This window comes from Bradyrhizobium macuxiense (assembly GCF_007993935.1).
GTDB lineage: Bacteria > Pseudomonadota > Alphaproteobacteria > Rhizobiales > Xanthobacteraceae > Bradyrhizobium > Bradyrhizobium macuxiense_A.
In genome coordinates this window covers 15,628-39,930 of sequence record NZ_VITY01000004.1, presented here as the reverse complement: position 1 = coordinate 39,930, position 24,303 = coordinate 15,628, and the positions used below count along the sequence as shown (strand labels likewise).

The 24,303-nt window shown below is 65.8% G+C and carries 21 protein-coding genes; 12 read left to right on the top strand and 9 right to left on the bottom strand.

Going from position 1 to position 24,303, the window contains the following annotated elements; all coding sequences use genetic code 11:
• Positions 1 to 83 precede the first annotated feature (83 nt).
• Positions 84 to 1,487: a TAXI family TRAP transporter solute-binding subunit gene (locus FBZ93_RS11385; protein WP_246667449.1), complete on the bottom strand. Its 1,404-nt coding sequence runs from the start codon at positions 1,485 to 1,487 to the stop codon at positions 84 to 86.
• A 226-nt stretch (positions 1,488 to 1,713) separates the two neighbouring features.
• Here FBZ93_RS11385 and FBZ93_RS11380 point away from each other — a divergent pair, with 226 nt between their 5' ends.
• Positions 1,714 to 2,019 carry a 4a-hydroxytetrahydrobiopterin dehydratase gene (locus FBZ93_RS11380; RefSeq protein WP_146986103.1) on the top strand — a complete coding sequence of 102 codons (306 nt, stop codon included), beginning with the start codon at positions 1,714 to 1,716 and terminating at the stop codon, positions 2,017 to 2,019.
• 92 nt (positions 2,020 to 2,111) lie between these two features.
• Entirely contained in the window at positions 2,112 to 2,489 is a 378-nt protein-coding gene (locus FBZ93_RS11375) for a YkvA family protein (protein ID WP_146986564.1), read from the top strand.
• 103 nt (positions 2,490 to 2,592) lie between these two features.
• On the opposite strand, the gene FBZ93_RS11370 is transcribed toward FBZ93_RS11375, so the two are convergent.
• Entirely contained in the window at positions 2,593 to 3,573 is a 981-nt protein-coding gene (locus FBZ93_RS11370) for an NADPH:quinone oxidoreductase family protein (protein WP_146986101.1), read from the bottom strand.
• Positions 3,574 to 3,678: 105 nt separating this feature from the next.
• On the opposite strand from FBZ93_RS11370, the gene FBZ93_RS11365 reads away from it, so the two are divergent.
• From FBZ93_RS11365 to argG, 6 genes are all read left to right on the top strand, one after another.
• Complete coding sequence (locus tag FBZ93_RS11365) at positions 3,679 to 4,518, top strand: SDR family oxidoreductase (protein ID WP_146986099.1); 840 nt, start codon at positions 3,679 to 3,681, stop codon at positions 4,516 to 4,518.
• Positions 4,519 to 4,706: 188 nt separating this feature from the next.
• Positions 4,707 to 5,300, top strand: coding sequence for an invasion associated locus B family protein (locus FBZ93_RS11360; protein WP_246667448.1), 594 nt, complete (start codon positions 4,707 to 4,709; stop codon positions 5,298 to 5,300).
• Between the two features lie 93 nt (positions 5,301 to 5,393).
• Entirely contained in the window at positions 5,394 to 6,608 is a 1,215-nt protein-coding gene (gene rlmN, locus FBZ93_RS11355) for a 23S rRNA (adenine(2503)-C(2))-methyltransferase RlmN (protein WP_146986095.1), read from the top strand.
• A 156-nt stretch (positions 6,609 to 6,764) separates the two neighbouring features.
• A complete protein-coding gene (locus tag FBZ93_RS11350; protein ID WP_146986093.1) occupies positions 6,765 to 7,250 on the top strand; it encodes a hypothetical protein in 486 nt (161 codons plus the stop codon).
• A 136-nt stretch (positions 7,251 to 7,386) separates the two neighbouring features.
• Positions 7,387 to 8,169, top strand: a complete 783-nt coding sequence (locus FBZ93_RS11345; protein WP_146986091.1) for a phosphatase PAP2 family protein — start codon at positions 7,387 to 7,389, stop codon at positions 8,167 to 8,169.
• A 91-nt stretch (positions 8,170 to 8,260) separates the two neighbouring features.
• Positions 8,261 to 9,598, top strand: a complete 1,338-nt coding sequence (gene argG / locus FBZ93_RS11340) for an argininosuccinate synthase (RefSeq protein ID WP_146986089.1) — start codon at positions 8,261 to 8,263, stop codon at positions 9,596 to 9,598.
• 75 nt (positions 9,599 to 9,673) lie between these two features.
• Here the strand turns inward: argG and FBZ93_RS11335 are convergent, their stop codons facing one another.
• Entirely contained in the window at positions 9,674 to 10,261 is a 588-nt protein-coding gene (locus tag FBZ93_RS11335) for a TetR/AcrR family transcriptional regulator (protein ID WP_146986087.1), read from the bottom strand.
• 177 nt (positions 10,262 to 10,438) lie between these two features.
• Here FBZ93_RS11335 and FBZ93_RS11330 point away from each other — a divergent pair, with 177 nt between their 5' ends.
• Both FBZ93_RS11330 and FBZ93_RS11325 read left to right on the top strand, forming a co-directional pair.
• A complete protein-coding gene (locus FBZ93_RS11330) occupies positions 10,439 to 10,804 on the top strand; it encodes a nuclear transport factor 2 family protein (protein ID WP_146986085.1) in 366 nt (121 codons plus the stop codon).
• Between the two features lie 116 nt (positions 10,805 to 10,920).
• The gene (locus FBZ93_RS11325) at positions 10,921 to 12,675 is read left to right on the top strand and encodes an alkaline phosphatase (protein ID WP_146986083.1); all 1,755 of its coding nucleotides are present in this window, start codon (positions 10,921 to 10,923) and stop codon (positions 12,673 to 12,675) included.
• A 181-nt stretch (positions 12,676 to 12,856) separates the two neighbouring features.
• Here FBZ93_RS11325 and FBZ93_RS11320 read toward each other — a convergent pair whose 3' ends face one another.
• The 6 genes from FBZ93_RS11320 to FBZ93_RS11290 form a co-directional block, all read right to left on the bottom strand.
• Positions 12,857 to 15,136, bottom strand: coding sequence for an OmpA family protein (locus tag FBZ93_RS11320; RefSeq protein ID WP_146986081.1), 2,280 nt, complete (start codon positions 15,134 to 15,136; stop codon positions 12,857 to 12,859).
• 233 nt (positions 15,137 to 15,369) lie between these two features.
• On the bottom strand, positions 15,370 to 15,603 hold the full coding sequence (locus FBZ93_RS41290; RefSeq protein WP_074132518.1) for a hypothetical protein: 234 nt from the start codon (positions 15,601 to 15,603) through the stop codon (positions 15,370 to 15,372).
• A gap of 126 nt (positions 15,604 to 15,729) precedes the next feature.
• The gene (locus FBZ93_RS11310) at positions 15,730 to 16,116 is read right to left on the bottom strand and encodes a VOC family protein (RefSeq protein WP_146986079.1); all 387 of its coding nucleotides are present in this window, start codon (positions 16,114 to 16,116) and stop codon (positions 15,730 to 15,732) included.
• Between the two features lie 214 nt (positions 16,117 to 16,330).
• Entirely contained in the window at positions 16,331 to 17,158 is an 828-nt protein-coding gene (locus tag FBZ93_RS11300; protein ID WP_146986075.1) for an FkbM family methyltransferase, read from the bottom strand.
• 61 nt (positions 17,159 to 17,219) lie between these two features.
• A complete protein-coding gene (locus tag FBZ93_RS11295; RefSeq protein WP_146986073.1) occupies positions 17,220 to 19,271 on the bottom strand; it encodes an ABC transporter ATP-binding protein/permease in 2,052 nt (683 codons plus the stop codon).
• Positions 19,272 to 19,534: 263 nt separating this feature from the next.
• Complete coding sequence (locus FBZ93_RS11290) at positions 19,535 to 21,679, bottom strand: hybrid sensor histidine kinase/response regulator (RefSeq protein WP_146986071.1); 2,145 nt, start codon at positions 21,677 to 21,679, stop codon at positions 19,535 to 19,537.
• Between the two features lie 385 nt (positions 21,680 to 22,064).
• On the opposite strand from FBZ93_RS11290, the gene FBZ93_RS11285 reads away from it, so the two are divergent.
• Positions 22,065 to 22,352: a FeoA family protein gene (locus FBZ93_RS11285; protein ID WP_050424942.1), complete on the top strand. Its 288-nt coding sequence runs from the start codon at positions 22,065 to 22,067 to the stop codon at positions 22,350 to 22,352.
• Positions 22,349 to 24,223 carry a ferrous iron transporter B gene (feoB, locus tag FBZ93_RS11280; protein WP_146986070.1) on the top strand — a complete coding sequence of 625 codons (1,875 nt, stop codon included), beginning with the start codon at positions 22,349 to 22,351 and terminating at the stop codon, positions 24,221 to 24,223. Before FBZ93_RS11285 ends, feoB begins: the two co-directional genes overlap by 4 nt.
• The last annotated feature ends 80 nt before the right edge of the window (positions 24,224 to 24,303 follow it).

Genomic DNA, 24,303 nt, shown 5'->3' with positions numbered 1-24,303 from the left:
TTTTCGGATGAGAGAACGGACGAAGTCATCCGCAAGCGGAGGAGGCGAAGGGAGCTCCTGGAAAGATTGCGGTAAGCGGGCCGTTACGCCGTGCCCGCAGCCCGAAACTGGCTCGCGGTCCGCTGCAAGTTCTGCGGCATGCTCAGCAGCAGCGCCTTGCGGTCGGCGACGGCGTTGTGGAACTGCTCGAGCGCGATGTTGAACGCGGTCAACGTGCCTTCCTCGATCGCGCCATGCTCGAAGCAGTCCAGCGTGTGGCGCAGGATGTCGTCGGCCTCCGCCTGCAGCTGGTCGAGCTCGTCGGTCGAATCGCTCTGCCGCGCCGCCTTCAGCATCTCCAGCAGGCGTTCGCGCTGCGAGGTGTTGGTGTTGCGCTCGTCCTGCTTGAGATAGCCGGCGAACCACGCACCGGCCGAGCCCATTGCCGAGAACGCCATCAGGCTCCACCAGATGTAATCGCTGTAGCGGTCGAGGAAGGTCTTTTCCTCGCCGTCGACGAAGGCGGCCGCGCCGGGATGCACCGGGATGGTGGCGTCCTTGTCGGTGTCGGGCGTCTCGATCTTGGCGGCGAGCGGGAAGTCGTTCTTGAGCGATTGCCGGATCGCGAACAATTGCCGGGTGAAGGCCGCGACGGTTGCGTCCGACAGGCCCTTTCGCGCGACGATGTGGTGGGAGAAGCTGATCGTCTTCACCTCGTCGTCGGGACGGTCGGCCGAGCCGAGCGAGCCGGCGGGGATTTCCGCGGCCTCATAGGCCGGATGGTTTTGCGCGATCGCCTCGGACGCGTCGATCGCCAGGAAGGTCGGCTCGCCGCCGTCCTTGGTCGACGCCGTGATCGCGTCGATCGTGAGCTTGCTGTTGGCCGGACCGACGGCAAGATAGGCGTCGGCCTTCAGGTTCTTGATGGCGTCCGGCGCCTCATTGGCCGGAAATTGCACGATCTCGACCTTCATCGGATCGACACCGTATTGCGTCAGGATCAGCTTCAGCAGATTGACATTGGCCGGGGTGCGGCCGACGACGCCGATCTTGCGGCCGGCCAGCTGCGCGATCTTGGTGATCCTGGCGGACTTGCGAACCTTGCCCTTTGCCGGCGGAACCCACATCACCACCACGTTCTTGCGCAAGGTCGCGACCGCCTGCGCATTCTTCGGCACCTCGAGGTCGCCGCGGATGATGGCGAGATCGGCTTTGCCGTCGGCCAGCGTCTTCGCGCTGGCGGTGGCGCCGTCGGTCTGCACTGGTCGGAGTTTGACCTGGGTGTGCTGCTGGTTGTTGAAGGCCTGCGCCAGCGCCTGCACGACCTTGAGGTCATCGCTGTTGGCCGGGCCGACCGCGATCTTGAGCGTCACCGGACGCACCGCGAAATAGTAGCCGGCGATCAGCGCGCCGACGATGGCGAGCGCGCCCGCGATCAAAACGAACATCAGCCGGCGCTTGGCGGAGCGCAACGGCTTGGGCGATATGCTGGCGGAGCCGTCTGTCATCGGCCTTGGATCATCGATCTCGCAAACAACCGTCTGGGCTCAATTTCGCAAACTACCAACGGGGATACATCTTCTGTTTGTAGCAAATTACTGAACGGACAGATGTTACATCTCCGTCATGGTTACCAGCGGCGATAGGACGCGATTTCGGCCTTAATTTCGGCATGGATCCCACCCGGACGCCGGTTGTTAGGCTATGGTCGGCGCCAGACGGGAGGGTTCTACCATGGTCGAAAAGCTGTCAGCGGAAGCAAGGAAGGCCGCGCTTTGGGAACTGGCCGGCTGGTCGGAGCTGGCCGGACGCGAGGCGATCGCAAAGACCTTCGTGTTCAAGGACTTCAACGAGGCATTCGGCTTCATGGCGCGCGCCGCTTTGGTCGCCGAGAAGTGCGACCATCACCCCGAATGGAAGAACGTCTACAAGACGGTCGAGGTCGTGCTGGCGACCCATGACGTCGGCGGGGTGACCAAGCGCGATATCGACCTCGCCAAGGCCATGAACGCGATCGCAAGGCAGCTCGGGGTCAACTGACCCCGTTGCGCGCAGCCTTGCGCCGGTTGGCCGACATCCCCAGATTCGTATCGTTCGCCGCCGAACTGTCGCGGCGTCGAGGAACCCTGGCGATGGCAACGAGCGACTACGGTGTGGGATTTGGGCCTGCCGACCGGCTGGCGCAGGACCCCGAAAGCGTGCGCCGCCGTTTCTGGATCAAGTTCAAGAAAGTGGTGGCGCGCCTGCCCTTCGCCGAGGATCTGCTGGCCGCCTATTATTGCGCCTTCGACCGGCAGACGCCGCGCCACGTGCAGGCGGCGCTGCTCGGCGCGATCGCCTATTTCATCCTGCCGTTCGATTTCATCCCGGACATGCTGCCGGTGCTCGGCTTCACCGACGATGCCGCAGTGCTTGCAACCGCGATCCGCATGGTGGCCAGCCACATCACGCCGGACCACCGCGAAGCCGCGCGCGCCGCGCTGAAGCGCGGGGTGCCTGCAGAGGATTAAGTTGTAGCCCGGATGAAGCGAAGCGCAATCCGGGGTTCTTCTCACCAATCGTACGAGCAGTCCCGGATTACGCTGCGCTTCATCCGGGCTACGTGATCCCCGCTCAGCTGCCCGGATGCAGGATCACCTTGCCCATCGCCTTGCGGCCGGCAAGCACCTTCAGGGCTTCAGCGGTCTGCGACAGCGGGAAGGTACGGTCGACATGCGAGGAGATCTTGCCCTCGGCGGTCCACTGCACGAGCTTCTCGAGGTTCTTGCGATTCTTCTCCGGATTCTGCCGCGCCCACGCGCCCCAGAACACGCCGCGGATGTCGCAGCCCTTCAGCAGCGCGAGGTTGAGCGGGATCTTTGGAATGTCGCCGGCGGCAAAGCCGATCACCAGGAAGCGGCCTTCCCAAGCGGTCGAGCGCAGCGCGGCTTCGGCATAGGCGCCGCCGACCGGATCGAACACGATGTCGGCACCCTTGCCGTCGGTCAGCTTGCGCAGGCCTTCTTTCAGATCTTCCTTGGCGTAGTTCAGCGTCAGCTCGGCGCCATGCTGCTTGGCGAATGCGAGCTTCTCGTCCGACGACGCGCAGGCGATCACCTTCAGGCCCATCAGCTTGCCGAGCTCGCACGCGGCAAGGCCGGTGCCGCCGGCAGCGCCTAGCACCGCGAGCGTCTCACCCGGCTTCGGGCTCGCGCGATCTTCCAGCGCATGCAGCGCGGTGCCGTAGATGATGATGATGCCTGCGGCGCGATCGTAATCGAGATTGTCGGGAATCTTCACGATCGTATTCGCCGGCAGCGCGATCTTGTCGCGCGCGCCGTTGTGACCGCATGACGCCACGACGCGATCACCAATCCTGAGATCGGTGACGCCAGCGCCGACGCTCTCGATCACGCCGGCGACTTCGGCGGCCGGCGAGAACGGGAACGGCGGCTTGATCTGGTACTTGCCCTGGATCATCAGGATGTCGAAGAAATTCAGCGCCGCCGCCTTGATCGCGATCACGGCTTCGCCGGGACCCGCCACCGGATCGGGCACGTCTGCCAGCACGAGATCGTCGGGTTGACAGTATTGCGAGCAGAGGATGGCTTTCATGGACACACCTGAGTTTCGGACGCAGAAAGAGCTGCAAGATCTTGGACTACAAGCTTCATGCCGGATTTGCGGCGGAGCGACAATACAAAGCGGAGGGATCAAACTATGTTTGAAAAAGGCCTGCTAGCGAAAAAGCGCATCCTGATCACCGGCGGCGGCTCCGGCCTCGGCGCCGCGATGGGCGCCCGCTTTGCCGAACTCGGTGCCGAACTGATCATCTGCGGGCGCCGCGAGGGGCTGCTGGAGGAAACCGCCGCAAAATTCCGCAGCGAATTCGGCGCCAAGGTCTCGACCGCGCGCTGCGATATCCGCGATGGCGCGGCGGTCGAAGCGATGATGGACCAGGTGTGGCAGGACGCACCGATCGACGTACTCGTCAACAATGCTGCCGCAACCTTTATTGCGCAGAGCGAACATTTGTCATTCCGTGCCGCGGACGCGATCCTCGCGCCGACACTGCATGGCACGATGTACTGCACGCTCGCTGCCGGCCGCCGTTGGATCGACGGCAAGCACAAGGGCGTGGTGCTCTCGATCCTGTCGACCTCGACCATCACCGGCCGCGCCTTCACGGTGCCGTCGTCGATGGCCAAGACCGCGGTGCTGGCGATGACCAAGAGCCTTGCCGTCGAGTGGGGCCCGAAGGGCATCCGTACCGTGGCGATCGCGCCCGGCGCGTTCCCGACGCCAGGTGCCACCGGACAGCTGCGTCCCGAAGGGCGCGGCGAGACCTGGGCGCATCGCAATCCACTCGGCCGCGCCGGCGAGCACTCGGAACTCGCCAATCTGGCGAGCTTCCTGATCTCGGATCAGGCCGGCTACATCAATGGCGAGATGGTGGTGCAGGACGGCGGCTCGCATTTGCGCAGCTCCGGTGCCGAGGACCTGCTGCAATGGACCGAAGCGCAGTGGGAAAGCCAGCGCGCGGCGCGTGCCAAGGGATGATCAAGGAATCAAGGCCTGATCAGCGGCAACAAGCACCGAGGCGCGATGACGCGCATGCGGCTTTTGGCTGACGCGCGCCGGGTCTAACTGCCTTCCCAAAAAAGCGTTTCCCGGTTATCCATCCGAGCCGGCAGAGGGGGAATCGCCGGGCCATCTTGCAGTCACAATGATGGGGGAACCAGTTGGCCGTGCGGCAGATTCTGACATCACTGGCGGCTTGTGTCCTGTGCGGGATCATCACCCTCGCGCCGACGCAGGCTGCGCCCAAGAAGGAGACGGCCAAGGAAGCGGCCAAGCCGGCGCCTTCGGCCGCCGCGGCTGCGGCGGGCGGTGCGGAGCCGACGCTGATCGGCCAATTCGGGACCTGGGGCGCCTACACCGCCTCGCCCAACGGCAAGAAGGTGTGCTTTGCGCTTGCCAAGCCGTCGTCGTCGAAGACCAACCCGCCGAACCGGCCGCGCGATCCGGCCTATGCCTTCATCTCCACCCGTCCGGCCGAGAAGGTCGTCAACGAGGTCTCGATCATGATCGGCTACACCGTGAAGCCGGGCTCGGAATCGACGCTCCAGGTCGGCGGCGGAACTTATGCGATGTACACGCAGGGCGACGGCCTTTGGATCAAGAATGCGGCCGAGGAGGAGCGGATGGTGGAAGCCATGCGGAAATCGGCCGATCTGACGGTAAAGGCCGTCTCGGCCAAGGGCACCGAGACGATCGACAGCTTCTCGTTGAAGGGCCTGGCGCAGGCGCTCGACCGGCTCGGGCAGGACTGCCGGCGCTAGAGCGCGGTCCGGCCGACAAAGTCCGCTCTGTGACGTAAATTCGAGGTATTTGGTGGCTTTCCAGCACCGGCTGGAAGGCCTATTTGAGGTTTCATGACCGACACCGTGACCACCCAAGCCGTGTCCGGCGCCAGCGCGCTGGTCGAAAAGGTTCCGCTCGAGACCTATGTGCCGCCGGCCAAGCCGTCGCTGATCGGACTGTCGCGCGCGGAGATATCGGATCGCCTCGGCGAGATCGGCGTGCAGGCCGGCCAGCGCAAGATGCGCATCCAGCAGCTCTGGAACTGGATGTATTTCCGCGGTGCCAAGAGTTTTGCCGAGATGACCAACGTCTCGAAGGACATGCGCGCCGAGCTCGAGAAGCATTTTACCGTCGACCGTCCCGAGGTGGTCGCCGAGCAGATCTCCAATGACGGCACGCGCAAATGGCTGTTGCGGCTGCCGAGCGGCGACAAGGTCGAGCGGCCGCACGAGGTCGAGTGCGTCTACATCCCCGAGACCGATCGCGGCACGCTGTGCGTTTCCTCGCAGGTCGGCTGCACGCTGAACTGCGCGTTCTGCCACACCGGCACGCAGCGGCTGGTGCGCAACCTCACTGCCGGCGAGATCGTCGGCCAGGTGATGGTGGCGCGCGACCGGCTCAACGACTGGGCCGATCGCGAAGACGGCACGCGCCGCGTCACCAACATCGTGATGATGGGGATGGGCGAGCCGCTGTACAATTTCGACGCGGTGCGCGATGCGCTGCTCATCGTTGCCGACAATGAAGGCATCGGCATTTCCCGCCGCCGCATCACGCTGTCGACCTCCGGCGTGGTGCCGAACATCCAGCGCACCGGTGACGAGATCGGCGTGATGCTCGCGATCTCGCTGCATGCGGTGCGCGACGAGCTGCGCAACGAGCTTGTGCCGCTGAACCGCAAATATCCGATCAAGGAGCTGCTGCAGGCCTGCCGCGATTATCCCGGCGCCTCGAACGCGCGGCGCATCACCTTCGAATATGTGATGCTCAAGGGCGTCAACGATTCGCTCGATGACGCGAAGCTCCTGGTGAAGCTGCTCAAGGGCATTCCGGCGAAGATCAATCTGATCCCGTTCAATCCGTGGCCGGGCACCGCCTATGAATGCTCGGACTGGGAGCAGATCGAGAAGTTCTCCGAATATATCTTCAACGCTGGCTATTCCTCGCCGGTGCGCACGCCGCGCGGCCGCGACATCCTCGCCGCCTGCGGCCAGCTCAAGTCGGAGACCGAAAAGCTCTCGGCCCGTGAGCGCCAGGCGCTGCGCGCGATGGCGATGACGGATTGAGAAGTGCCACTCTCCATGCAATCCGTCATTGCGAGGAGCGAAGCGACGAAGCAATCCATTCCTCAGCAAGCTGAGACATGGATTGCTTCGCGGAGCCTGTCATCCGGCGGCGCTTCGCGCCGACCGGGTGGCTCGCAATGACGGGGAGGCCGTAGCATGGCCGTGATCGGCCGCCTGTTCGTCGTCGCGTTCGGCTTCCTGATGGCCTGCTTCGTGGCAGGGATCATCGTGGTCGGCGCGGTGCTGTATCCCGAGATCTCTGATTTCGGCGGGCAGATCGACCAGAGCGCGATCGATATCGTGCTCGGCTTCGGTTTCATCTTCATCTCGGGCTTTGCGCTGCTGCCGGCGCTGATCGTGGTGCTGATCACCGAGGCGTTCTTCATCAGGAGCGTGCTGGCCTATGCCGTCGGCGGCGCGATCGTCGGCGCGGCCTGCTATCTCGGCCTGATCCCGTTCGATCCCGACACGATGCAGTTCCACGGCATCGTCCGCCGGCACATGGAGATCATGACCGGCGCCGGCATCGTCGCGGGCCTGGTCTACTGGCTGATCGCCGGCCGCACCGCCGGCGCCTGGCGCGAGCCGACGCGCCCCTTGCGGCCGCCCCCGCCATTGCCGTCGCAATCGCCGAAGGCGTGATGCAAGCCGTCATTGCGAGGAGCGAAGCGACGAAGCAATCCATTCTTTCGTCATGTGGCGCTATGGATTGCTTCGCTTCGCTCGCAATGACGAGGAGGGGTTCCCATGCCCTCCCGCCTCGGCTAAACCGCGCGCCATGAACCGGACCGGACTTTTCATCGCGCTGGCGCTAGCGCTCATCGTCGGCATCCTGTTCGGGCTCTATCCCGAGCTCGACCTGAAGCTGGCAGCTTTGTTCTACGACGCGGCGGAACAGACCTTCCCCGTGAAGCTCGATACGGTGGCGCAGTTCGCGCGCGATGCGGCGATGTGGATAGCCTGGGCGCTGGTGCTGCCGGCGATCGTGACCATCGTCTGGAAATTCATCCGGCCGGATCGGCCGATGCTGATGTCCGGCCGCGCCGCGGTGTTCCTGCTCGCGACGATGCTGCTGTCGGCCGGCGTGCTGACCAACTTCACTTTCAAGAACTATTGGGGCCGGCCGCGGCCGGTGTTCGTGACGCAGTTCGGCGGCGATTTGCAATTCATGCCGTGGTGGGACCCGCGCGGCGGCTGCCCGCGCAACTGCTCGTTCTTCTCGGGCGAGGGCGCCACCGCGTTCTGGACCTATGCGCCGGCGGCGCTGACGCCGCCCGCGTGGCGGCCGCTGGCGTTTGCAGGGGCCACCGTGTTCGGCATCGTCACCAGCGGGCTCCGAATGGCCTTTGGCGGCCATTTCTTCACTGATGTCGCGATCGCGGGCCTGGTGTCGTTCTTCACCGTCTGGCTGTTTTACGCACTGATCTACCGCTGGGCTTCGACCCGTCTGACCGACGCCCAGGTCGATGCCGCGCTGACGCGGCTTGCGATGCCCGGCTACCGGTGGATGCAGCGCTGGCGCGGGGGTGGCAAGGCGGCGTCCAGCCAGCCCGAGGTCTGATTGAAGCCTGATTAAAGGCGTGCCCCGCCTTCCGAAATTTGATATTCGCGACCTCTGAACCCTCATCCATTTCGACCGATTGGACCGTCCCATGAGTACGATTCTGAAAAGCCTGCCCACCGGCGAGAAAGTCGGCATCGCGTTCTCGGGCGGGCTCGATACCTCGGCGGCGCTGCTCTGGATGAAGCTGAAGGGCGCCAAGGTCTTTGCCTACACCGCCAATCTCGGCCAGCCCGACGAGGCCGATTACGACGCGATCCCGCGCAAGGCGATGGATTTCGGCGCCGAGAAGGCCCGCCTGGTCGATTGCCGCACCCAGCTGGTCCATGAGGGCATCGCCGCGATCCAGTCCGGCGCGTTCCACATCTCGACCGGCGGCATCACCTATTTCAACACCACGCCGCTCGGCCGCGCGGTGACCGGCACGATGCTGGTGGCGGCCATGCAGGAGGATGGCGTCAACATCTGGGGCGACGGCTCGACCTTCAAGGGCAACGACATCGAGCGCTTCTATCGTTACGGCCTGCTGACCAATCCGTCGTTGCGGATCTATAAGCCCTGGCTCGACCAGCAATTCATCGACGAGCTCGGCGGTCGTGCCGAAATGTCGGCGTTCATGACCGCGCAGGGCTTCGCCTACAAGATGAGCGCGGAGAAGGCCTATTCGACCGACAGCAATCTGCTCGGCGCGACGCATGAGGCCAAGGATCTCGAGAGCCTGTCGAGCGGCATTACCATCGTCAACCCTATCATGGGCGTGCCGTTCTGGCGCGTCGATTGCGATGTGAAGGCAGAGAAGGTCGTGGTGCGCTTCGAGGAAGGCCAGCCGGTCGCGCTGAACGGCAAGACGTTCGCCGATCCGGTCGCGCTGTTCCTGGAGGCCAATGTGATCGGCGGTCGCCATGGCCTTGGCATGAGCGACCAGATCGAGAACCGCATCATCGAGGCCAAGAGCCGCGGCATCTATGAAGCGCCGGGCATGGCGCTGCTGCATATCGCCTATGAGCGGCTGGTCACCGGCATCCATAACGAGGATACGATCGAGCAATACCGCATCAGCGGCATGCGGCTCGGCCGGCTGCTGTATCAGGGCCGCTGGTTCGATTCGCAGGCGTTGATGCTGCGCGAGACCGCGCAGCGCTGGGTGGCGCGCGCCGTCACCGGCGAGGTGACGCTCGAACTGCGCCGCGGCAACGATTACTCGATCCTCAATACCGAGAGCCCGAACCTGACCTACGCGCCGGAGCGCCTCAGCATGGAGAAGGTCGAGGACGCCGCCTTCACGCCGGCCGACCGCATCGGCCAGCTGACGATGCGCAACCTCGACATCGCCGACACCCGCGCCAAGCTCGGCCTCTACAACAAGACCGGCCTGATCTCGAGCGGCGAGGGCTCGCAGATCTTCCAGCTCGAGAACGACAAGGATTGAGGCGGGGCGAGAACCGCGCCACAAACTCGCTGTCGTCCCGGCCTTCGCCGGGACGACGCGGGGAGAGAGCCGGGCTTACTTCACCCTGAGCGCATCGAGCAGCGAGCGGAACGCACGCGCATAATCCGTGCCGGTCTTGCCGATGTCGGGCCCCGCGGACACCGCGACGGCAGCCTCCGTCACAGCACCCAGCAACAGCCGCGCCAGCGGCTCGATCGGCTGCTTGGCGATCACGCCGGCCTCCATCGCGGCCGCCAGCGCGCGCGGAAACTTGCCGCCGAAATGCTTGGCGTCGATCTCGCGCCAGCGCTCCCAGCCGAGCACGGCGGGGCCGTCGCGCAGGATGATCTGGCCGGTCGGGCCTTTCGAGCACGCCGCGAAATAGCCCTGCGTGCCCGCCGCCATCGCGGCGAGCGGATCGTTCTCGGCGCGCGAGATGCGGTCGAGATCGGCGACGAGGTCGATCGATACCTGCTCGAACACCGCCTCGAACACCGCCTCCTTGGTCGCGAAGTGATGATAGACCGCGCCCTTGGCGACGCGTGCGCCGGCGGCGATGTCGTCCATCGTCGCAGCCGAAAAGCCGCGCTCGCCAAAGATGCGCCGCGCCGCCTTGACGATCGAAGCTCTGGTTTTCTCGCGCCGTTCGGCCTGGGTTGCCATGGTTCGTTATTTTTTGAGGGTGATCTCAGCGCAAACGCTTCCCGTTTGTCGCGGGAAAACCGCTTCACACTTTTCCGGATCACGCATCTCTAACCCAGGTTCCACGGCGACGCCAGTTGACTTACCGACTGTCAGTCGATAAATACCGACTATCAGTCGGTAAATGGAGATTGCCCGATGCCCTCGCTCAAGACGCTGCAAGCCTTCGCTGACACGGTCGAAGCCAACGACCATGTCGGCGCGATCAGGAACTTCTATACCGCCGATGCCCGCACCCAGGAGAATGACGGCGAATGGCGCGTCGGCCGCGAGGCGCTGGCGGCGCGCGAGGCGGCGGTGCTCGCCGCGGTCTCTGGCGTGAAGACGACGCGGCTCGGGCCGCTGCTGCTCGACGGCGATCATTCGGCGATCTGCTGGCGGTTCGAATTCACCGGCAAGGACGGGAAGGTCCGCAGCATGGAGGAGGTCGCCTGGCAGACCTGGCGCGGCGAGGAACTGGTCGAGGAACGCTTCTTCTACGATCCCACGCAGATGGCGCGCTGACGCCCCTTGGCGGCGCTTGCGGCAATACGCCCCGGCGCCGCCTCATTGCGGCGTCATCCGCCGCCACTAGCCTCCGCCTGTACTGCGCATCGTGCGCAAGGGGCGGAGCATCGATCATGATCAAGTCAGTCACCGGCGTGGCCGTCACGCTATTGCTGTCGGCGGCGCCGGCGCTGGCCCAGACCATCTATCCGATCGATCGGACCGATGTCCTCGCCGGTGCAAGATTCGACTTCAAGGTCGAGCTGCCCGGCGTGGTCGACCAGGCCAAGCTGAAGGTGACGCTGAACGGCGTCGACTATGCCGCAGTGTTCGGCCAAAGCGGCACATTCATCGCGCGCGAGGCGGGTAAGGAGCAGTCGGCATTGCTGCTGCGCGACGTCACGCTCGCCAAGCCCGGCCCGGTTGCCGTCGAAGTCAGCGACGGCACGCAGAGCCGGAGCGTGACCTGGACGGTCTACGACACCGGCGCGCGCAAGGCGAAGAACGTGATCCTGTTCATCGGCGACGGGATGTCGCCTGCGCACCGCGTCGCCGCGCGAATCCTCTCCAAGGGAATCACGGAGGGCAAGAGCCGCGGCAAGCTTGCCATCGACGACATGCCGCAGATGGCGCTGGTCGCGACCGCCGGCTCGGACTCGATCATCACCGATTCGGCGAATGCCGCGAGCGCCTACGCCACCGGCCACAAGGCCGCGGTCAATGCGCTCGGCGTCTATGCCGACCGGACGCCCGATCCGCTCGACGATCCCCGGGTCGAGACCATCGCGAGTCTCGCAAAGCGGGCGGGCCTTGCCGTCGGCATCGTCACCAACACCGAGGTCGAGGACGCGACGCCGGCGGCGATGGTTGCGCATACCCGCCGCCGCGCGGCCTATGACGCGATCGTCGCGCAATATTTCGATGCCAAGCCCGACGTGCTGATGGGCGGCGGCGCAGCGAACTTCCTGCCGCAATTCGCGGCCGGATCGAAGCGCAAGGACGACATCGATTATATCGCGCGCTTCCGCGACGCCGGTTATCCGGTTGCCACCACCGCAAGCGAGCTGAATGCGCTGGCCGCGAGGCCGGAGACGCGGCAATTGCTCGGCCTGTTCGCCGGCGGCAACATGGACGGCGCGCTGGACCGCAAATTCCTCAAGGGCGGCGGCGTCAAGAAATTCCCCGAGCAACCCGATCTGACCGAGCAGGTCCAGGCTGCGCTCACGGTGCTGTCGAAGCACGAGCCCGGCTTCTTCCTGATGGTCGAGTCCGGTCTGATCGACAAATACGCCCATCTGCTCGACATGGAGCGCGCGGTCTACGACACCATCATGCTCGACAATGCGGTGCGGCTGGCGAAGGATTGGGCAAAAGCGCGTGGCGACGACACGCTGATCCTGGCCGTGGCCGACCACAACCATCCGAACAGCCTGGTCGGCACCATCAATGACGACATGGCCGCCGTGCCCAGCGCGCCGCTGCGCGAGCGCGTCGGCGTCTACGAGAAGGCCGGCTTTCCGAATTATCCGGCGCCCGATGCGGAGGGCTATCCGTCGCGCGTCGATGTCTCGAGGCGGCTTGCGATCTTCTCGGCCAGCCTGCCGGATCATTACGAGACGTTCCGTCCGAAGCTCGACGATCCGAATGAGCCGACCGTGAAGGGCGATGCGCCCGACACCTTCAAGGCCAACGACAAGTACAAGGATGTGCCCGGCGTCGTGATGCGCTTCGGCAACCTGCCGGCGATGATCGGTGCCAGCGTGCATTCCGGCGAGGACGTCATCCTCACCGCGACCGGGCCGGGCAGCGAGCGCGTGCGCGGCTCGATGGACAACACCGAAGTGTTTCGCGTGATGGTCGAGGCGCTGGGGTTAGGGGCGGGGAAGTGACCTCGCTGTCATTGCGAGGAGCGTAGCGACGAAGCAATCCATCTGTCCGCGCGTGTGGATCGATGGATTGCTTCGCTCCGCTCGCAATGACGAGGAAGGGCAAACCTCTGCTCCAGAATCTCACCTAACAAAAATGGCCGGGATCGCTCCCGGCCATTTCGTCGTCTGATGTCGCGCCGGCTCAGCGCGGCGGTGCGGCGGAGGCGGTGCCGCCGTTGAGCAGCGGGGTGATGCGGCGGACGGTGACGCGCCGGTTGATGCGGCTCGGTCCGTCGGTCTGCTCCTTCAGGTATTGCGAGCCGTAACCCTGCGAGGTCAGATTCTCGGCCGGCACGCCGAACTGCTGCGTCAGCAATTCGGCGGCGGACTGCGCACGGCGGTCGGACAGCGACAGATTGTCGGTGTCGTTGCCGGTCGCATCGGTATGGCCCTCGATCAGGAACACCTCGCGCGGATTGCGCTGGATGGCCCGGTTGAGGCCGTCGGCGATCACCTGCAGCCTCGCCGCCTGGTCCGGCGGGATGGTCCACGATCCCGAGTCGAAGTTGATCGTGTTGACGTCGATGCTCGGCATCTGCATGCGGACGTTGGGGCTGTAGCGGATCTCTTCGAGCGAGTAGCGCCGCTCGATCCGTTGCACCGGCGGTGCCTCCATGGTCTCGTAGATCACGTCCGGCGACGCCTCCTGAGCGTCGACGATATAGCGATCATAGGGAATGTTGACCACCGGCGGCGGCACGTCGACATAGAAGCCGCCGACCGCGCGCGGATCGCGATAGCTGTTGTCGATGATGACGAGCTCGCGCCCGCCGGGATCCCTGCGGATCCGGCGCAGCATCTGGCCATCGGCACCGACCACGGTGATGATCTCGCTGCCGTCTGGGCGAACCACGACGGTGCGGGTTTCGCCGCCGATCGTTTCGGTGCGGATGTCACGCGCGCCGTAGCGGAAGCGATAGACGTCGTCGCCGCGCACATAGGCCTGGCCGCCCGGATCGCGGATGATGACGCGGTCCGGCTCGGTGTAGATGGTGCGGCCGCCTTCGATCACTTCCTGCCGCTGGCCGCGCAGGTCGGCGATGCTCCCGCCGATGATGGCGCCAGCGACCACGCCGGCACCGACCGCGGCGCCAATGGCCAGCGGCGTGATGTTGTCATGCCGCGGCGGCGGCGGCAGCGGTGCTGCGACCGCAGGCGCGGCCCGGAACGCAGGCGCGACCGTCGGCGGCGCGTATTGCGCGCGGCCGGGCGGTGGCGTTGCGGCGGCTGAGCCGGGGACGACCGACGGTGCCGGCGCGCCCATCGCGGCTCCCTGCGCCGGCGAGACGCCGGGCGCAACGCCCGGACGGGCTGGCTGACCCGGAGCCGGCGTGGCGCCGGGGGCGCCCATTGCCGCGCCCGGAGTCGCAGGCGTTCCGGGCGGTGTCGCGGGACGTCCCTGCTGACCCGGTGCCGGTGTTGCAGCTCCCGGCGCTGCAGGTGCGGCCGGGGTTGGCGTTGCGGCGGCCGGCGGCGTGCCGGGACGTGCCGGCGGAGTAGCGGCACCCGGTGCTGCCGGTGTCGCGCCCGGCGCGGGCGTTGCCGGCGATGTTGTGCCAGGCGGCGTGCCCGGCGGTTGCTTGGCGCCACCCGGACGTTCGCCACCCGGGCGATCGCCAGGCCGGCGCTCGGCCGGCGCCGTTGTCGGTGAGGGCGTTGCAGGTGTCGGCGTTGCGGCCGCGGGCGGCGTGCCGGGGCGGGCACCCGGAGCAGCGGCACCCGGTGCCGGAGTTGCGGCACCTGGCGTCGGAGTCGGCGGCGTGTGCGCGGCTCCCGGCGCCGGAGTCGGCGGCGTGCCCGGCCGCTGCGGTGCTGCAGCAGGCGGCGGCGGGGTCGGCGTGGGATGTCCGGGCGCTGCCGCCGGCGGCGTCGCGGGCTTCGCGGGTGCAGCCGCGGGCGGCTCCGGCCGTGCGGGTGTCGGTGCCGGCTTCGCAGCAGGGGGCTCGTGTGCGGGCGCGGCCGAAGGCGGCGGCGTTGCCGGCTTTGCGGCAGGCGGCTCTGGCCTTGCGGGCGCTGCGGCCGGCGGCGGGGCCGGGCGCGCGGCGGGCGGTTCAGGCCGTGCGGGAGCCGGGGGCGGCGTCGGATGCGGTGCTGCTGCCGGGGGTGGCGTCGGCTTTGCGGGGGCAGCTGCGGGCGGCTCGGGCCGAGCAGGCGCTGCAGGTGGGGTCGGCCTCGCGGGTGCTGCGGCCGGCGGCGGAGCCGGATGTGCAGGCGGCGCGGCTGCCGGAGGCGGTGCTTGCGGATGCGGCGCGGCGGCCGGCGGTGCTGGCTTTGGCTTCGGCTTTCCGTCAGGTCCGAGCTCTTCCTTTTGCTGCGCCTGTGCGACGACCAGCGGCGAAGTTTGGGCGTGCGACGCTGAAGTGGCGAATTGCATCACCGTCAGCGCAGTCGTGGCAAGCAGCACGAGACGAAGCTTTGTCATGATCTTGGAGTCCCCGGCGGAAAGTCTGGGCAGGAAGGAAAGAAAGTCAGAACCGAACAATTCGGCAGGACGATGAATTGCCAGCCGTTAGGCCGGATTGTGGCGAGCGCCGAATCATCGGCGAAGTTTATTTCGACATTATAACGGGTTGCATGTGCCTTTGTTCACTGGACATTCAGAAGAAACGCTTCGACACATTCGCAATCGATGTGGAACTAAGGCGCGAGGGTGATTCACCGCGCTGCGGGTCGATCTGTCGCAGGCGGCGGGCCCGATGGTCCTGGCGGTCCGCGCACAGGCGATTCGTCCGGCGTCTTGCCGGGCAACTCATCTGGTCGCGGTGGCTCGCCGGGTTCGCGCACCGGCGGAGGAATCTCCGGCTGCGGATTGCCGGGCGGAATTCCCGGCGGCGGCTCGCTCGGCGTGCCAGGAGTTGCCGGCGGAATGTCCGGAGGCTCGATCGGCATCACATCGAGACCGGGCGGCTGATGCCGATGCCAAATCTGCCGATACCAAGTCGCGGCGCGCGCATTGATCGCTCCGTTGTAGTTCGAAGCGATAACGGATCGCGCGCCGCAGCGTTCCTGCAGGCGTTATCCCGGCGTGTGGCAGACCGCCTCGATATTGTGGCCGTCGGGATCGAGCACGAACGCGCCGTAATAGTTCGGATGATAATGCGCGCGAATGCCCGGTGCGCCGTTGTCGCGGCCGCCGGCCGCCATCGCGGCCTTGTAGAACGCGTCGACGGTGGCGCGGTCCTTGGCGGTGATGGCGATGTGCACCGGCTTGTTCATCGCGCCTTCGCCGCCGATCCAGAAATCCGGCTTGCCGTTGGCGCCGAAGCCTGCCGCCGGCGCGTGCCCGGTTACTTCCGCGGGCACTTCCATGATCAGGCCGTAATCAAGCGGCGCCAGCGCCGCCTGGTAGAACGCCTTCGCGCGTTCGTAGTCAGAGACCGAAAAGCCGATATGGTCGATCATCGCGAGCCTCCCTTGTTGTGGCTACATCAGTTCGATATTCCCTCATCCTGAGAGAATTGACGCGCTGCGCCGCCGTCATTGCGAGGAGCGACAGCGACGAAGCAATCCATTTCTCCGCTTGCTGCGCGATGGATTGCTTCGCTTCGCTCGCAATGACGTGGATAAAGTGCGCATTATCTCCGAGCTCCTCGCTCAAGGTGCGAGCCCTGCGAGATCACCCCCGCACCAGCAGCGTGTTGCTTCGCGTCCGGCCCTGATCGACGTAACCACGCGTGTGCATGTCCGCAATGCAGTCGTCGGTCCATTCGTCCTTCGACAGATGTTCGATCACGACCGCGCGCGGCCAGAGTTGCTCCGGCGCGTCGCGGAAGAAGCCGATCAGCACGCGATCCTCGAAACCTTCGACGTCGATCTTCAGCGCATCGACCTTGTCAGCGCCGGCTTCCTCGAGGATCCGTTGCAGCCGCAGCGACGGCACCTTGAATGCCTTGCCCGTGGGCGTGCCGGTGACGATGTGGCTGGCGCCGAGATTGTCGCCGTCGGTCTCGATCATCAGCTCGCCGTCGGTGGGGCCTGCGGCCGCCGCAACCAGGCGCACCTGCGGAAAGCCGGAGGCCTGTGTGTTGAATTTGAGCCGCGCATGCGTCATCGGATGCGGCTCGATTGCGATCACCTTGCCATTGGGGCCGACATCGCGCGCCAGCGCCAGTGCATAGGTGCCGACATTGGCGCCGAGATCGACGAAGGTGCCGCCAGCGCCGACATGGCGGCGCAGGAACGCGAGCTCTTCGAGGTTGTAGTCGGGGTTGAACAGCGCACCACGCTCGGTCGCGCTGTGCTGGTGATAGAAGCGGAACGATGCGCCCTGATAGGTCACATCAAGCGGTCCCGAACCGAACAGATTGACCAGCCGCGACAGCCAGGGTCGGAACGCGCCGCGCTTCAATCCGGTGCCATGCGCAAGCCGGATGATGGCGGCCTGCGCCACATTGGGCGCCAGGGCGCCGAACGGCGCCGGCGAAATGTCGTTGCTGGGGATCACGCATTGCCCTCGTCAAAAGCGGCGCATGCATAGCCGGTTTTGACCGGAGCGCCAACGCCCGTTACGCGGCCTTGCCGGATGCCTGCCGCGGGCCCAGGAAGCGACCGAGCAGCTTTCGCTTGCCCTTGCGCGGGATCAGGTCGACGTCGCTGACCAGCCTGGCGCCGCCTTTGCGGCGCTCCAGCACGATCTTGCGGCTATGGAACGCTTCGAGCTCGACGCGATGGGCGACGCTGACGATGGTCGCCTTCGGCAATTCCGTCGTCACGGTCTCCATCATCTTGTCCTGGCTCTTCTCGTCGAGCGCCGAGGTCGCCTCGTCGAGCACGACGATGTCGGGGCTGTGCAGCAGCAGGCGGGCAAAGGCGAGCCGCTGCTTCTCGCCGCCGGACAGGGTCTGGTCCCACGGCGCATCCTCCTCGATCTTGTCCTTGAGATGGTCGAGGCCGACCTTGTGCAGGGCATCGCCGATCTCCTCGACGCTCCAATCTTCCGCCGCGCCGGGATAGGCCACTGCGCGCCGCAGCCTGCCCGAGGGCACGTAGGGCTTCTGCGGCAGCATGAACAGGCGGCGGTCCGCATGCAGGCCGACACTGCCGCCGCCCCACGGCCACAGGCCGGCGATGGCGCGGACCAGCGTGCTCTTGCCGGTGCCGGATTCGCCGGCGACCAATAGCCGTTCTCCAGGCTCGACGACGACCTCGGTCTCGGCGACCACGGCGGTGCCGTCATCGAGCGTGACCGAGAGGTCGTTGAGGCTCAGCATCGCCTCCCCCTCGGTCTCGGCGCGTTCGATGCGTCCGAAGCCGTCGCCGGTCTCGGCGCGTTCGAGTCCGTCGAGCGACATCATCAGCGATGCGATGCGGCGTGCGCATGCGTTCCAGTCGGCGAGCCGCGGATAATTGTCGACCAGCCAGCCGAACGCCGTCTGCACGATGGTGAAGGCGGACGCTGCCTGCATCACCTGGCCGAGCGTCATGCTGCCATCGAGAAATTTCGGGGCGCACAGCAACAGCGGGACCACCGGCGCGATCAGGTTCGATCCCTGCGACACCAGCGTCGTGCGCATGTGCTGTCCGGCGAGCCGCGCCCATTGCCGCAGCACGTTCGAGAACGTCTTGTCGATGCCGTCGCGCTCCTCGGTTTCGCCGCCGAGCAGCGCGATGCTTTCGCCGTTCTCGCGGACGCGGGTCAGGATGTAGCGGAATTCCGCTTCCGCCTGGTTCTTGTCCTCGGAGATCTGCACGAAGCTGCGGCCGATCGCCGTGATCGAGCCGGACGCAATCGCCGCGTAGATGATTGCGGCAATCACCAGGAAGCCGGGAATGCTGATGGACGAGCCGCCGAGCGTCACCGTCAGGGCGCCGCCGATCGTCCAGAGCACGACGATGAAGGTGACGGCGGACAGCAGCGCCGACGTCACGCCGGCGATGAAGTCGACCGGCGAGTCGGTCGCGATCCGCAGGTCCTCGGCGATGCGGTATTCCGGATTCTTGTGGTCGCCGTCGACCAAATTGAGCTGGTAGTAGCGGCCGTTGGTCAGCCAGCGCGACACGACGGCGTTGGTCAGCCAGGCGCGCCAGCGCCGCTGGATAGCCATGCGGCCGAATACCTGCGCGACGCCCAGCAGGACGCTGCCGATCGCGAGCGGAAAGAAGATGGCGGTGAGATGGAAGACGCTGACCGAATCGCGTTTCTCGATCGCATCGAAGATCGCGCGGTTCCAGACGTTGATGCCGTATTGGACGGCGACGTTGGCGACGATCAGCAGCAGCAGGCCGATCGTGAACAGCCAAGCCAGCCGGTCGCCATTGCGGCCCCAGTAGCCGCGCGCGGTGATCCAGAACCGCGTCAGCAAATAATCCTTGCGCGCCTGCTCCGCCTCTTCGGGCGACAGTTCGGGATCGGGCTCGAGGATTTCCGGCGGCGGTGGTTCGACATGATCGCCGCCTTCGGCGACGACTTCGACGAGTTCGGACTTGTCGTCCGCTTCGGTCTTCGCGTGGTTCTTGCCTTCAGAACCGCTTTGCTTAGGACTTGCCTTCCGACGCGGCGCGGCCTCGCTCGAAGATTGTTTGCACGCAGATCCGGATTTTGCCGCGGCTTTGCCCATGGCACGTCAACGCCAGGGAAATCGGCCGGTTCCATCCCATTTCCGGCAGCCGGCCGCGAGCATCCTCGCTTGTCATTGCACGGCTGAAGTCTTGAATCGATCTATCCCCAGCGTCGTCCTGGCGAAGGCCAGGACCCATTACCCCGAATGAGAATTGTTGCGCGAGGCTGGGCCACGATCTCGTTCAAAATCAAATGCGGTGGTTATGGGTCCTGGCCTTCGCCAGGACGACGGCGCACTTGTGGCACCAGTGCGCAATCACCTCACCCCGCCGGCGCCTGATCCCGCCGCAGCCGGCGCGAGCGCGCGGCCTTGCGCAGCATGCGCGCCAGCTGTTCGGCCGAATAGGGTTTCTGCAGCAGCTCGAAGCCGCCGCTGCCCTGCTGCGACAGCACCTGGCTGTAGCCGGAGGCGAGCACGATCGGCAGGTCGAGCCGCTGCCGGCGGATCTCCTCCGCAAGCTCGATGCCGCTCATGCCGGGCATCACGACATCGGTGAACACAAGATCGAACCTGCCGGGGTCGACGGCCAGCTCCTCCAGCGCGTGGGTGGCGTTCTCCACCAGCACGCAGGTGCATCCGAGCTGGGTCAGCGTGTCGGCCGCGAACTTTCCGACCTCGGCATTGTCCTCGACGATGAGGACCGACGCGCTGGCCGGATCGACCGGAGGCGCATCCTCCATGAGCGGCGATTGCGCGTTGTGTCTGCCGACGACGCGCGGGAGATACAGCGTGAAGGTCGAGCCCTTGCCGACTTCGCTGCTCACGGTGACCTCGCCGCCGGATTGCTTGGCGAAGCCGAACACCTGCGACAGGCCGAGGCCGGTGCCGTGACCGACCTCCTTGGTGGTGTAGAACGGCTCGAAGATGCGGCCGAACAGCTCCTGCGGAATTCCGACGCCGGTATCGGCCACCGACACTGCGACATGGCCGTGCGGGCCCGGCGGCGTGCTGGTCTCGGACGGCAGTTTGTCGACGGCGCGGACCGCGATCGTGAGCCGGCCGACGCCCTCCATCGCATCGCGCGCATTGACAGCCATATTGATGATGGCGGTCTCGAACTGGCCGGCATCGGCGTTGACGAGACAGGTCTGGTCCGGCACCTGCGCCGTGATCTCGATGCGCGAGCCGATCAGGGTCGCGATCATCTCGCTCAGGGTGCGGACGTTCTGGCAGGCGTCGAACACCTCGGGCTTGAGGGTTTGCCGGCGCGCGAACGCGAGCAGCTGGTTGGTCAGCTTGGCGGCGCGGTTCACCGTGTTGGAGATCGCATCGATGTAACGCTGCCGCCGCGGCTCCGGCAGGTCCGGCCGCCGCAACATGTCGACCGACGCGCGGATCACGGTGAGCAGATTGTTGAAGTCGTGCGCGACGCCGCCGGTCAGTTGCCCGAGTGCCTCGAGCCGCTGGCCATGCCGCAACGCCTCCTCGGCTTCGATGCGCTTGTTGGCCTCCTCCTCCAGTCGCTCGGTTCGCTGATAGGCGAGCACCAGCAAGCCGAACAACAGCGCGGTGGCCGGGATGCCGAAGATCAGGTGCTGGGCCATGGTCGTGATCCAGCGCGCCCGGATCGCCAGGGTTTCGAGGCCGGCGCTGACATAGATCGGGTATTCGGACAGCCGCTCATAGCGCATGCGGCGTTCGATGCCGTCGACGGGGGAGCGGATCGTCATGGTGCCGGCCTGCGGATTGGCGGCCATCTGTTGTCCGAGCGGCCCGCTCGGCTCGAACCTGGCGTCGTGGTCGACAACCGGGTAGTGCGCCAGCACCGCGCCGTCGGTCCGGATCAGCGCCAGGAAGCTGCCGGGCTCGCGGCCGATCCGCGCATAGAAGTTCTCGAAATACTCCGGAAGCACCGAAGCCTGGATCACGCCGCCAAAGCTGCCGTCCGCATTGCTGCGGCGCCGGCCGACGCTGAAGAACCGCGCGCCCTGGTAAGGCGGCCGTGGGGTCAGCACCTCGCCGATATAGGTGCCGATATCGCGCTCGGCATGGATCCGGAAGTAGTCCCGATCCGAGAAATCGATGTCGGGAGCCGGCTCCACCAGGCTGTTGACCAGGGCATGGCCGCTGGCATCGAATATCCAGATCGATTTTACCTGAGGAAGCGCCTCGGCGACCTTGCGCAGCCGCTCGTGCAGGCTCTTCTCGCGGGCGACGATCTCGGCATCGCTCATGCCGCGGACCACCTCGGTGACCTCGGCCAGGCTGCGGTCGATGGTCTCGAACACCTTGAGCGCGTGCTCATGGGTGACGTCGAGGGTCCGCTGGATTTCCTGGTCGGCGGCCTCGCTGTTGGAGATCCGGGACATTGCCGACGCAAACAGGAACAGTGCCAGCGGAAGGGCCAGCGAGGCGGCCATCATCCATTGCAGCAGTCTCAGCGAATTGCGTTGTGCGGTCGGCACGGGCGCTCCGGCTCCTTGCAGACCTTAACGCAAACCTTTGTGCCGGAGGAAGCAAATCCCCGTCCCGGATGGCCGTACCGAAGCTCGTCCGCCGTTCGTGGTAACGAAAGTCCTGCGGGGCGATCGGTCGGCTGCCGGCTCGCGTTCAGGCCCGGCGTGGAGGGGCAATACCGCCGGCGTGGCTGGCCGAGTTTCCGCCAGCCTGCCACGGCGGGAGGGCGACGCCCCAGAGGGACCCGGAAGGATCACGACCTCGTTAGCTGGAGCGCGGCAGTCAAGCTGAAAATCGGCCGGGATGACGGGCGCGGGTGCTGTTTTTAGGGGTTCTAAAACCTCTCGCGGGCAAATGCTTGACCCTGTGACTACCTGCTGAAAAACAGGCCGCATGACAGGCGATCCAGACACTTCCCAGGATAATCTTCAGGACATCCGGCTCGGACATGCGGATCGCGGTTTTGTCGGAAAGATCATCAGGCTCGATGCGCTCGTGACGGGTTCATCGCTCTCTCCGCAGGAGCTGGAGCAGCGCTTGGTGGAGATGGGATTTGTCGAGGGCGCGCGCGTGGAAATCCTGCATGAAGGCACGATCCGGCGGGATCCGATCGCGGTGCGCGTCGACAACATCACGATCGCGCTGCGCCGGAGCGAAGCCATGGCCGTGATCGTCGAATGACAACTGCATCCCTGCGTCTGGCGCTGGTGGGCGCGCCGAACACCGGCAAGACGTCGCTGTTCAACAGCCTGACCGGCAGCCGCCAGAAGGTCGCCAATTATCCGGGCGTCACGGTCGAACGCAAATCCGGCGGCTTCGTCACGCCGGAGGGCCGCAGCGTCACCGTGCTCGATCTGCCCGGCACCTATTCGCTGCGCGGCCGCAGCCCGGACGAGGAGATCACCCGCGACATCGTGCTCGGCCGCTTCGACGGCGAGGCGGTGCCAGATCTCATGCTCTGCGTCGCGGATGCCACCAATCTGCGGCTGACCCTGCGGCTGGTGCTCGAGCTGAAGCGCGTCGGCCGGCCGATGATGCTCGTGCTCAACATGATCGACATCGCAAAGCGCCGCGGCGTGACGATCGATCTCGACCGGATGTCGCAGGAGCTCGGCCTGCCGATCGTGACCTCGGTCGCGGTCCGCAAGGGCGGCGTCGACGAACTCTTGAAGCGGACCGACGAATTCCTGGCGAAGTCGCATGAGGCGGCGGCCAGCGAATGGACGACGCCGACGATTGCCGACCTCAAGGCGGCGCAACGCGAGGCGGACCGCATCATCGCAGCAGTGGTGACGCTGCCGACCAAGCCGGACACGCTGACCAACCGGATCGATTCGGTCGTGCTGCATCCGGTCTGGGGTCTCGTGATCCTGGCCGTGATCCTGTTCGTGATGTTCCAGGCAGTGTTCACCTGGGCGCAGCCGGCGATGGAGTTATTGTCGGACGGTTTCGCCGCGCTCGGCCAACTGATCCACGACCTGTTGCCCGCAAGCTGGGGCCTGCTGCAGAGCTTCCTGCAGAACGGCCTGATCTCGGGCGTCGGCAGCGTCATCGTGTTCCTGCCGCAGATCATCATCATCTTCCTGTTCATCCTGCTGCTGGAAGATTTCGGCTACATGGCGCGCGCCGCATTCCTGATGGACCGCATCATGGGTGGCGCCGGGCTGCATGGCCGCGCCTTCATTCCGCTGCTGTCGAGCTTCGCCTGCGCCATTCCCGGCATCATGGCGACGCGGGTGATCGACAACCGCCGCGACCGCCTGACCACGATCCTGATCGCGCCGCTGATGACCTGCTCGGCGCGCATTCCGGTCTACACGCTGATTATCTCGGCCTTCGTTCCGGCGACCACGCTGTGGGGCTTCGTCAATCTGCAGGGGCTCGTGATGTTCGGGCTCTATGCCGCAGGGATCACGAGCGCGCTGACGGTCTCGGCGATCGCAAAGTTCTTCCTGTGGCGCGACCATGCGCCGGCGCCGTTCATGCTGGAATTGCCCGACTACAAGATGCCGCGGCTGAAGAGCATCGCGATCGGCGTGTTCACCCGCGCCAAGATGTTCCTGTATCGCGCCGGCACCACGATCCTCTCGATGATGGTGCTGATCTGGTTCCTGGCCTCGTTCCCGCAGGCGCCCGCCGGTGCCGAGGGACCGGCGATCAATTACAGCTTTGCGGCGATGATCGGCCATGCGCTCGAGCCGCTGCTGCGGCCGATCGGCTTCAACTGGCAGATCGCGGTGGCGTTGATCCCGGGCATGGCGGCGCGCGAGGTCGCGGTCGCGGCGCTCGGCACCGTCTATTCGATCGAGGGCGGCAAGGAAGCGGCCGATGCGATCGGCCAGGTGTTGGCGCAGAAATGGACGCTGGCGACCGCACTGTCGCTCCTGGTCTGGTACATCTTCGCTCCGCAATGCGCCTCGACGCTGGCGGTGATTCGCCGCGAGACCGGCGGCGCGAAGTGGATGGTGGTGACGTTCCTCTACATGCTCGCGCTGGCCTATGTCGCGAGCTTCCTGACCTTCAACCTGGCGCAGGCGCTCGGCCTGCATTAGACGGAGTATTGAGTTCCGTCATACCAGCCTGAGGTCGCAACGGGTACAATGGGTCGAACGAGGAAGTAGACTTCATTCGA